The sequence below is a fragment of the Shuttleworthella sp. genome (genome assembly GCF_057251025.1).
This window is the reverse complement of sequence record NZ_DBHIDN010000010.1, coordinates 45103-54605: the sequence shown is the minus strand read 5'-3', so window position 1 is coordinate 54605 and position 9503 is coordinate 45103. Positions and strand designations below refer to the sequence as shown.

The window sequence follows — 9503 nt, the reverse complement described above, 5'->3', positions numbered from 1 at the left end:
ACCGGTCTCGGCATCATCCCCGGATTCGGCGGAACCCAGCGCCTCGCCCGTCTGGTCGGCATGGGCCGCGCCAAGGAGCTGATCTTCACCTGTGACAACATTGACGCCCAAGAGGCCTATCGGATCGGTCTTGTCAACAAGGTTGTCCCCAAGGAAGAGCTCTATCCCACCTGTCAGGCAATGGCCAAGAAGATCCTCTCCAAGGGTTCTTACGCCAACAGCATTGCCAAGGCTGCCATCAATAACGGCTACGATATGGACATCAAGAATGCCGTCGAGATGGAGGCCAACCTCTTCGGCGTAGTCAATGATACCCACGACAAGAGAGAGGGCATGGGCGCTTTCCTGGAGAAGCGGGCTGCCAATCTGACAGACTTCTAACCGGACGAACCTGTGAGCTGTCGGATCTCCCAACCGGACCTGCAGCAAAATCTGACGGATATGGATGAGAGGGACCGTAAGAGAATGATTTCTGCACTCTCTTACGGTCCCTCTCTTCTCCCCTGTCAAACGCCTTGGCCGGCCTTATAGACCGCTTTCAGACGCAGGTCCTGATCCAGGAGGATAAAGTCCGCCTGCATCCCCTCGGCAATCGAACCGAGTTCATCCTGAAGCCCCAGTTCTCTGGCCGGGTTGTATGTCGCCGCCCGGACTGCGGTCTCAAGCGGAAGGCCCATTTCTCTGACCGCCACCCGCATGCAGTCCGCCAGATTACTGACAGAACCGGCAATGGTCCCGTCGGATGCCAGCCGCGCGCACTTGCCCTCCTTGATCACATCCAGGCCGCCCAGAGTGTAGGATCCGTCTTCCATGCCTGTCGCCCGCATGGAGTCGGAAATTAAGATCATCCGCTCCTCCCCCAGCATACGGAAGATGCCCCGAACGACGGAGGGGTGGATGTGCACGCCGTCCGCAATCAGTTCCGCGCCGACCCACGGGGAATCGCAGACCGCGCCGACCACACCGGGCGCTCGATGACTGTAAGCCGGCATGGCATTGAACAGGTGCACTGCGTGGCTTGCGCCCAGATCGAAGGCCCGCTTGGCTACATCGTAGTCGGCGTTCGTGTGGGCCAGGGAGACCGAGACCCGATCCCTGACCTCCCGGATGAAGTCCAGGCTGTCCCGGTTCTCCTCCGGCGCAATCCCGATGAATTTGACCAGACCCCGGGAGGCGTCCAGAAATCCCTCTAAGACCTCCATTGAGAAGGGAATGATATTTTCCTGGTCCTGGGCCCCTTTCTTGCTCCTGCTGATGAAGGGCCCCTCCATGTTGATCCCCACATAGGAGGCCTCCGGTCTCCTGCCCGCTTCCGGCCGCCTTGATCTCTCCTCCTGCCCCTCGGCGTAGTCCACCAGGACGGCTAAGACCCGGTTGAGTTCGCTGACCGGCAGGGTCATGGTTGCCGGGCAGATCGAGGTCACGCCGACGGAGAGTTCATACGCCGCAATCGCGGCCAGGGCCTCTTCCCTGGCATCGCAGACATCTGCCCCCACGGCCCCGTGAAAGTGCAGGTCGATGAGGCCGGGAATCAGATAGGCCCCCCCTCCGTCTGCAATTTCCCCATCACTTTTATTTTCCCCTGCAGGCTTTCCTGTCAAATCAACCGAGGAGAACTTCCCGTCTCTGACGGCGACACTGCCCGGGTGAAAGCGAAAATCCCTCCCGTAGACAAATACATTCTGTATCCTCATAGCTAAGCTCCTCATCCTCTCCTCTCCTGCATGTATTTGAAGTGATAATAGGCTCCCAGCATGCCTGCCTGATTGCCGTTTTGCGCCATGGCGAGCCTGGTTTTTCCCCCGATCGACGGAAGCAGGTGCCGGTCTAAGGCCTTGCGCAACCTGGGATAGAGATAGTCCTCCTGTCTCATAATACCGCCGCCCAGGACGATGCACTCGGGGTTGAGAATGCAGGCCAGATTGGCCATCCCCCTTCCCAAGAGGTCCACCATCCGGTCAATGGCCTGAATACAGTCCCTGTCCCCCGCCCCGGCTGCGGCAAAGATCCTGCGCCCGTCCCAGGCCTCTTCTGCCTCGCCCTTGGCCGCAGCTACACTTCGGCACAGGGCCGATGTCGACGCCACGGCCTCGAAGCGGTCCGGTCCGCCCAGGTCCATATAACCCAGCTCGCAGGCGGCATGAGAGAAACCGTGGTAGATGCCCTCAAAGCCCTGATCCCTTAAATAGAACGCGCCCCCGATCCCGGTTCCGACCGTAAGGGTCAGCACGCTGCTACAGCCCCGGCCGGCTCCGGCGATTGCCTCTGCCAGCCCCGCGCAATTGACATCATTCTCCACCTCAACCGGCAGCTGCGTGACCTCTCCCAGAATCTCTTTCCAGCAGGTCCCCCGGTAGGCCGGAATGGTCGGTCCGGCATCAATAATCCTCCCCCGGTCCGGGTCAACCATCCCGGCCGTGGAGATGCAGACCCCGACATATTCCGCGTCTTTCTCTCGGTTTTCCAGGTAATGGGCCAGGATCTTATGTACCTTTGCCACTAGGCAGGGGCCTCCCCTGTCAGCCTGACTCGGCCGCTCGAAGGACTCAAGGACCTGTCCCTGCTCGCTGACTATGCCGTATTTGATCGCTGTCCCCCCAATATCAATGCAGATGTATTCTTTCATCCTTCTCCACACATTCGAAAACGCCCCGACGGAGCTTACAGCCCATATCTCGCCACTGCCTCCTCGATCTCAGCCGCCGTCTCCCGGGCGATCTGCCTGTCCGATTCGGTCAGGGGCGCAAGCGGCCTCCTGACCGAGCCGAGGTCAATCCCCTCTTTGATCCGAAGGACTTCCTTAATCATCGCATACATGTTGCCCCGGCCGGAGCAGAGCTTTTCTATGATCCGGTTGACCACGGTCTGGATCTCTTGTGCCAGGACCATATTCCCGGTGATGAGGCAGTCATTCATGGCCAAAAAGAGCTCCGGCATGGCCCCATAGGTGCCTCCGATCCCGGCATCTGCCCCGATCATCCGGCCCGCGATAAACTGCTCATCCGGTCCGTTGAAGACCACATGCTCTCCCTGTCCGCATCTCTTGAAAATCTGGATGTCATAGGGGGCCATGGAGGAATTCTTGACCCCGATCACCCTGGGATTCTCAAGCATCTTCAGGTAGAGGTCTCTCGACAGGGCAACCCCGGCCAGCTGGGGGATATTATAGATGACGAAGTCCGTGTTGGGAGCGGCCGAGCTGATGTCGTTCCAGTAGTCCGCAATGGCATCATCCGGCAGATGGAAGTAAATAGGGGGAATGGATGCAATCGCATCCACCCCGAGGCGCTCCGAGTGACGGGCCAGTTCCATGGAATCCGCCGTGTTGTTGCAGGCCACATGGTTGATGATGGTCAGTCCTCCTCCGGCCTGATCCATGACAGCCTCTATGATCTGCTTTCGCTCTTCCGGGCTTAAATAGATGCACTCTCCGGAAGACCCGTTGACATAGAGCCCATTGACCCCCTTGTCAATGTAATAGTCCACCAGCTTTCTGACCGCGTCTGTACTGATCCTTCCCTCTCCGTCATAGCAGGCGTAAAAAGCAGGAATCACTCCTCTGTACTTGTCCAACTTGCTCATTCTTACCTTCTTTCCCTTTCTGCCTGGGTGAGACCCCGGACCCGGACGCCATTTCCCGCAGGTCTCAGGGAGTCTCCCTATGAAGAAAAGTCGGGGAAGACCCGACTTTTACCTCTGTGCTACATTTCGAATCTTATCCCTTCACAGCTCCCATTGCGATTCCCTGGGTGAAATATTTCTGGAAGGTCAGGAATATGATCAGAATCGGAGCCGCCGCCAGTGTCGCGCCTGCCATAATCAGGCCGAAGTCCGTGGAATTCTCCGCCTGCAGCTTAGCGATGCCAAGCGAGATGGTCAGATGATTGGTGGAACTAAGCATGATCAACTGCATGAAGTAGTCGTTCCAGTTGTTGATGAAAGTGAAAATCGCCAGAGCGCCGATTCCCGGCTTCACCATGGGGACGACCACCGAGTTGAAGGTCTTCAGCTCACTGGCTCCGTCAATCCGGGCCGCCTCAATCAACTCTCCCGGAATTCCCTCGGAGAACTGCTTCATGAGAAAGACGCCGAAGGGCCAGCCCACGGTCGGGAAGATCACGGCCCAGATACTGTCATAGAGATTCAGGGCGGACATCTCCCTGATCAGGGGGATCAGGATAACCTGCTTGGGCAGGGCCATAGCGCAGACGATCAGCGAGAAGAGCAGGACTCTTCCGGCGAAGCGCTTCTTGGCCAGGACATAGCCTGCCATGGTCGCCGTGATACAGGTCAAGACCATGGCCATCACGGACATGAAGACCGTATTCAGCATCCAGCGGATCGAAGCGGGTACGATGGGACCGGTGGACAGGATCAGGGGTCTGCCATCCTCAGTGAAACCGCTGCTGAAGGGCAGGGCGATCTCCCAGAGGGGGGCTCGCTGACTTCCCATCAGGGTCCGGAAATTGTCCAGGACCCACTTGCCGGGCCACCACTCGGGTGATGGGGCATTGATCGAGGCTGCGGTTTTGAAGGCCCCCGTCACGATCCAGTAGAGGGGGAAGGTGAAGAGAATGGCCAGGATCACCAGGAGGATGACCCCGATCAGGTAATAGGGTGTGATTTTCTTCTTGATCATGTCTATCACCTTACCTTTCTCTGGTTATGCGGAACTGCACGGCTGACAGAACGGCGATGATAATGGCGAGGACCACGCCCATGGCGTTGGCATAGCCATAGTCATAGAGTTTAAACGCCGTGTAGTAGATATAGTACATCACCGTATCGGTGCTGTGGTTGGGGCCGCCGGAGGTCAGCAGCTGGATCAGGGCGAAGCACTGGAAGCTGTTGATCATGGTGATGATCAGGATATAGAGGGTCGTAGGCATGATCGCCGGCCACTTGATTTTCCAGAAGAGCTGGAAGTCCGTGGCCCCGTCCACCTTGGCCGCCTCGACAACAGACTCGTCCACATTGCCGAGAGCGGACACATAGAGGACAATGGGCTGGCCGACAGAGGTGGTCAGGAGGATGAGAATAATACAGGCAAGGGCGAAGCGCTCATCTCCCAGCCAGTTGATATTCTCATGGATCAGTCCCGTGCTCTTTCCCAGGTAGTTGAATATTCCGTAATAATTGTTGAACATCCACTTCCACACAACGGTAACCGCTACCGAACCGGTGACAACCGGCAGATAGAAGATCACGCGGAATGCGGACAGGACCGGACCTCTCATCTTGTAGATCAGAGCCGATACCCAGAGGGAGAAAACACAGACCACAGGCACGGATACGAGAACAATGATGAAGGTATTGGCCAGGGACTTTAAGAAAATCGGGTCTGCGAAGAGATTCCGGTAATTTTTCAGTCCGACAAAGACATCCTGTGTATCCGCTCCCATCGTGGAGTCAAAGAAACTGGTGAAAACACATAGAACCATGGGAAGGACAACAAATCCCAGGAAGAAAACCAGACTGGGCAGCAAGAAGAGATATGCCGACTTGGTCTCCCGGATCACAAGTGCCCGCTCCCTCAGCGCAGCATTTGTTGTTTTGCTCAAGCTTTTCCTCACTCTCTAAAAAAGGGTGCCCTGCCCTGTCCGGGCGGGGCACCTCTGACCTCTGTTACTTCGGTCGTGCAAGTTACTTCTTCTTTGCCGCCGCATTGGCATTGGTGTCGAATGTCTTGACTTCATTCGCGATGTCTCCACCGGAACCGATTCTCTGCAGCATGTTCCACCACTCGGTACGAGCAGTTGCCCAGCCGGGAACAACCTGGTAGTAGTCGCCCATCGCAGGCATGAACTTCTCCGTGAACATCTTCATGACCTTCTCATTGGACTGGCCGGCGTACACGTCGCCCAGGTTCTTGTGGGCCGGGAAGAAGCCGGACTCAAGAACGGATTCCTTGGTCTGGGTCTGGTCGTTGGCCATGAAGTCGATGAACTTCTTGGCAGCAGCGATCTTGGACTCTGAGCCGTTATTGAAGATTCCGAAGCCCCAGATGCCGCCGCAGAGCTCTGCTGATCCGTCATTGGAGGGGAACTGCATGGGGATGATCTCATCGCCGTTATTGGTCTTGCCTGCTTCTCCGTTCTTGGAATCATTCTGCTGTGCTGCATTCCAGCAGTTGGAGATGGCAAGGGTGCCGTTTCTGAAGAGGGTGATCTCGTCGCCGCCCGCAATCGAGGGATCGAACTTAACGCCCTTGGTATCCTTTAGGGCCTGCAGGGCCTTGATATTGGCCTCGGAGTTCACCGTGTACTCGGTGTGGTCTGTATTGGTAAAGCGGCCTCCGTAGAGGTTGTTCACCAGAGCTCTGGTTCCTTGGTCTCCGCCCTGTCCGGAGCAGTAGACTGCTGTGACGTCTGCGCCCTGTCCGGATTCTGCCACTGCCTTGACTGCCTTCAGGTAGTTCTCGGTCGTCCAGGTGTGCTTGTCCAGATCCAGATACTGGAGGGCGTTGGCCTTCTCGAACTTGGTCTTGTTGATTGCCATGCAGTGGGCAACCATGCAGAGCGGATACTCATAGTACTTGCCGTCTGAGCTCTTGCAGGCAGCCGTCACATTGGGATAGAAGTCCTTGGCGGCATCGCTCTTGAACATGTCAGACAGGTCAACCATGAGGCCCTTGGCACCCCAGTTGGCAACCAGCCGCTCCGGTCCTTCCATGATCAGGTCGGGTGCCTTCTTGCCCTCAATCGCGGTGTTGACCTGGTCATCTCCGGTCTTGTAGTCCAGGTACTGAACCGTCACCTTGATATCGGGATACTTCTTGTTGAAATTAGCGATCAGCTTGTCCACGGTCTCTGACTTGCCCCACTTGCCGATGGGGTAGGTCCAGAGGGTGATGGATTCCTTACCTGAAGACTGTCCCTTGTCCTCTGACGCGCCCTTCTTGCCCTGGCCGCAGCCGGCAAATGCGCCGACAACCATCGCCATGGCCAAACCCATTGCCACAAGTTTCTTAAATCTCATAATATAACCCCTCCTAAAAATATGCAGGTATTTCGGAGATCCCATTTTCTCCGAATGTCCCTCACTCCAGCGCCCGGGCAAATGCCCTGGTAATCAACTGGGGCCGGGTGATGATCGAGCCCACCACAACGGCATAGGCTCCCAAATCGATGACCCTTCTGGCCTTCTCCGGCGTGTTGATATTCCCCTCGGCGATGACCCGGTGTTCTGTATTGGCTACAATCTCCCGCAGGATCTCAAAGTCGTTGGCTTCGATCTTATCACCCTGACTCTGGGTGGTGTAGCCCACCATCGTTGTCCCGATAAAGTCAAAACCCAACGCGTCCGCGTGCAGGGCTTCCTCTACCGTGGAGCAATCCGCCATCCAGAGCTGGTCCGGATAGCGCTGCTTGAGTTCCGCAAAGAACTCATCTAAGCTCTTGTCTCCCGGTCGAAGAGCTCCGGTCGCATCGAGCGCGATGATGTCAGGCTTGACTTCCATTAACTCTTCCACTTCTCTGATCGTGGGAGTGATGTAGACCCGGCAATCGGGATAGTCCCGCTTGACGATGCCGATCACGGGCAGGTCCACAGTGGACTGAATTTCCCTGATGTCCTCCGCCGTATTGGCCCGAATCCCGGCCGCTCCGCCTTCCGCGGCAGCGGCTGCCATCCTTCCCATAATGAAAGAGGAGTGAAGCGGTTCGTCGGCCAGAGCCTGGCAGGAGACAATGAGCTTACCCTTGAGTGTTTCCACTCGATTCCTCATGCGCTTCCCCTTTCTATTGTGATAAGAGAAGCATAGCAGAATATAAATATATTTTCAATATAAATTTATGTTTCGGAAATTTTTTCTTTCATTTTCCTGCGAGATCCCTTCGGCCGGATCCTATAGCGGGCACTGACTTAGGGCCGCCGCATCCGCAATCAGGACAACATCCCGGTGCAGCTGGAGTATGGAGGCCGGAACCCGGGGGGTCACCGGACCGAAGAAGGCAGCCTGAACCGCCCCTGCCTTATCCTCTCCGCTCACGATGACCAGGATCTTCCCGGCTGACAGGATGGTCCCGATCCCCATGGTGAGAGCCTGCCTGGGAACATCCTCCTTGCAGGCGAAGAGGCGGGCATTGGCATTGATCGTGCTCTGCGTCAGGTCCACCACATGTGTTCCCTTGGGAAAGAAGTCCGCCGGCTCGTTGAAGCCGATGTGGCCGTTATGCCCCAGTCCCAGAAGCTGCAGGTCGATTCCTCCCAATTCCTCCACCAGCCGGTCATAATCCCTGCACTCTGCGGCGAGGTCTTCTGCCATCCCGTTGGGCACATGCGTGTTCCGGATGTCGATATTGACCTTGTCAAAGAGCTGATGGTTCATAAAATAACGGTAGCTGGCCGGAGAGCTCCCATCCAATCCCAGGTACTCATCCAGATTTACGCTTTTGGCTCGGGAGAAATCGAGATCCCCCTTCTCGCACCGGTCCACCAGATGCTCATAGGTCTCAATCGGAGACGACCCTGTAGCTAAGCCTAAGACTGAATTGGGTTTTAGGATCAGCTGGGCCGCAATCAGATTGGCGGCCTTCCGGCTCATCTCCTTCTTGTCTGCCGTCTTGTAAATTCTCATCGTACTCTTCTCCCCTTTCTGTGATTCTCCCACCCCTTGTGTCTCTTCCCGGTCTCTTTGCTCAATAGAGCTTATTGACCACGGCATTTGCCGTCTTACGGCGATTCTCCCTGGCCGTCTTGACATTCGCCCTGAAATAACACTGATAGAGAATATCAATGATATGAAGCTGACTCAGCTTTGCCCCCATCGAGCCCCCCTCCAGGGGGCCCTCTTTGGATCCGCAGATCAGGACGCAATCTGAGAACTCCGTCAGGGGCGACTTGAGGAATCTGGTGATGGCGATCACCTTGGCTCCCGCCTCCTTGGCGATCTGGGCCACCTCAACTGTGTCTTTGGTCGATCCGGAATAGGACACCACAAAGAGGAGGTCCCCCTCTCCCATCATCGAAGCCGCCATGGCCTGCAGGTGGGTGTCACCCGCAGTCATCACCTTGGGCGTGACATGCAAGAACTTGTTATTGGCCTCAATCGCCGCCGTCTTGCTGTCTCCCACGCCAAAGAACATGATCTGCCTGGCCTCGGTCAGCATGTCAACCGCCTTCTTGACCGTCTCCCGGTCCAGGAGCTGATTGGTCTCATTGATGGCGTCCAGATGACTCTTTAGGACTTCCTGGAAGATCGGCTCCTTGCCGTCCTCCTCCCGGTTCTCCTCTTCATCCTTCTCATGGCCCATGTTGATGGAGAGCCACATCTTGAACTCCTGATAGCCCTTGGCCCCGATGGTTCGGCAGAAGCGGTGGACCGACGCGTCCGCCACATGACACTCCTCCGCCAGCTCCGTAATCGACATGAAGAGAACCTTCTGGGCATTCTTCTGTACATAGTCGGCGATCTTCTTCTCGGTCCTGGTGAATTGATTGTAGGAAAGCTGCATGGAAAGCAGCACATTGGGAATTGCCATCATCGCCTCCTTCTCGAAGGG

10 protein-coding genes are annotated in these 9503 nt (G+C 56.5%); 1 reads left to right on the top strand and 9 read right to left on the bottom strand.

Annotated features, from left to right (window positions below):
• Positions 1-381, top strand: a 381-nt coding sequence (locus ACO5R6_RS04110) for an enoyl-CoA hydratase-related protein (RefSeq protein ID WP_485625919.1), incomplete at its 5' end; no start/stop codon positions are given.
• A 125-nt stretch (positions 382-506) separates the two neighbouring features.
• On the opposite strand, the gene nagA is transcribed toward ACO5R6_RS04110, so the two are convergent.
• The 9 genes from nagA to ACO5R6_RS04065 all read right to left on the bottom strand — a co-directional run bounded on the left by nagA (position 507) and on the right by ACO5R6_RS04065 (position 9482).
• Positions 507-1694, bottom strand: a complete 1188-nt coding sequence (nagA, locus tag ACO5R6_RS04105; RefSeq protein WP_485625918.1) for an N-acetylglucosamine-6-phosphate deacetylase — start codon at positions 1692-1694, stop codon at positions 507-509.
• Positions 1695-1705: 11 nt separating this feature from the next.
• Positions 1706-2626 carry an ROK family protein gene (locus tag ACO5R6_RS04100; protein ID WP_485625917.1) on the bottom strand — a complete coding sequence of 307 codons (921 nt, stop codon included), beginning with the start codon at positions 2624-2626 and terminating at the stop codon, positions 1706-1708.
• 35 nt (positions 2627-2661) lie between these two features.
• Positions 2662-3582, bottom strand: a complete 921-nt coding sequence (locus ACO5R6_RS04095) for a dihydrodipicolinate synthase family protein (protein WP_485625916.1) — start codon at positions 3580-3582, stop codon at positions 2662-2664.
• 133 nt (positions 3583-3715) lie between these two features.
• Positions 3716-4639, bottom strand: coding sequence for a carbohydrate ABC transporter permease (locus ACO5R6_RS04090; protein ID WP_485625915.1), 924 nt, complete (start codon positions 4637-4639; stop codon positions 3716-3718).
• Between the two features lie 10 nt (positions 4640-4649).
• Positions 4650-5561: a carbohydrate ABC transporter permease gene (locus tag ACO5R6_RS04085; RefSeq protein ID WP_485625914.1), complete on the bottom strand. Its 912-nt coding sequence runs from the start codon at positions 5559-5561 to the stop codon at positions 4650-4652.
• Positions 5562-5643: 82 nt separating this feature from the next.
• On the bottom strand, positions 5644-6978 hold the full coding sequence (locus tag ACO5R6_RS04080) for an ABC transporter substrate-binding protein (protein WP_485625913.1): 1335 nt from the start codon (positions 6976-6978) through the stop codon (positions 5644-5646).
• A 61-nt stretch (positions 6979-7039) separates the two neighbouring features.
• A complete protein-coding gene (locus tag ACO5R6_RS04075) occupies positions 7040-7726 on the bottom strand; it encodes an N-acetylmannosamine-6-phosphate 2-epimerase (protein ID WP_485625912.1) in 687 nt (228 codons plus the stop codon).
• Between the two features lie 120 nt (positions 7727-7846).
• Positions 7847-8578: a glucosamine-6-phosphate deaminase gene (gene nagB, locus ACO5R6_RS04070; RefSeq protein WP_485625911.1), complete on the bottom strand. Its 732-nt coding sequence runs from the start codon at positions 8576-8578 to the stop codon at positions 7847-7849.
• Positions 8579-8639: 61 nt separating this feature from the next.
• Positions 8640-9482 (bottom strand): MurR/RpiR family transcriptional regulator, encoded by an 843-nt coding sequence (locus ACO5R6_RS04065; RefSeq protein ID WP_485625910.1) that lies wholly within the window; start codon positions 9480-9482, stop codon positions 8640-8642.
• Between the last annotated feature and the right edge of the window lie 21 nt (positions 9483-9503).

Bases quoted from the DNA above. Each gene is read 5' to 3' on its own strand.
- ACO5R6_RS04095 (WP_485625916.1), bottom strand. From the start codon at position 3,582: ATGAGCAAGTTGGACAAGTACAGAGGAGTGATTCCTGCTTTTTACGCC.
- nagB (WP_485625911.1), bottom strand. From the start codon at position 8,578: ATGAGAATTTACAAGACGGCAGACAAGAAGGAGATGAGCCGGAAGGCC.
- ACO5R6_RS04100 (WP_485625917.1), bottom strand. From the start codon at position 2,626: ATGAAAGAATACATCTGCATTGATATTGGGGGGACAGCGATCAAATAC.
- ACO5R6_RS04090 (WP_485625915.1), bottom strand. From the start codon at position 4,639: ATGATCAAGAAGAAAATCACACCCTATTACCTGATCGGGGTCATCCTC.
- ACO5R6_RS04065 (WP_485625910.1), bottom strand. From the start codon at position 9,482: ATGGCAATTCCCAATGTGCTGCTTTCCATGCAGCTTTCCTACAATCAA.
- ACO5R6_RS04075 (WP_485625912.1), bottom strand. From the start codon at position 7,726: ATGAGGAATCGAGTGGAAACACTCAAGGGTAAGCTCATTGTCTCCTGC.
- ACO5R6_RS04080 (WP_485625913.1), bottom strand. From the start codon at position 6,978: ATGAGATTTAAGAAACTTGTGGCAATGGGTTTGGCCATGGCGATGGTT.
- nagA (WP_485625918.1), bottom strand. From the start codon at position 1,694: ATGAGGATACAGAATGTATTTGTCTACGGGAGGGATTTTCGCTTTCAC.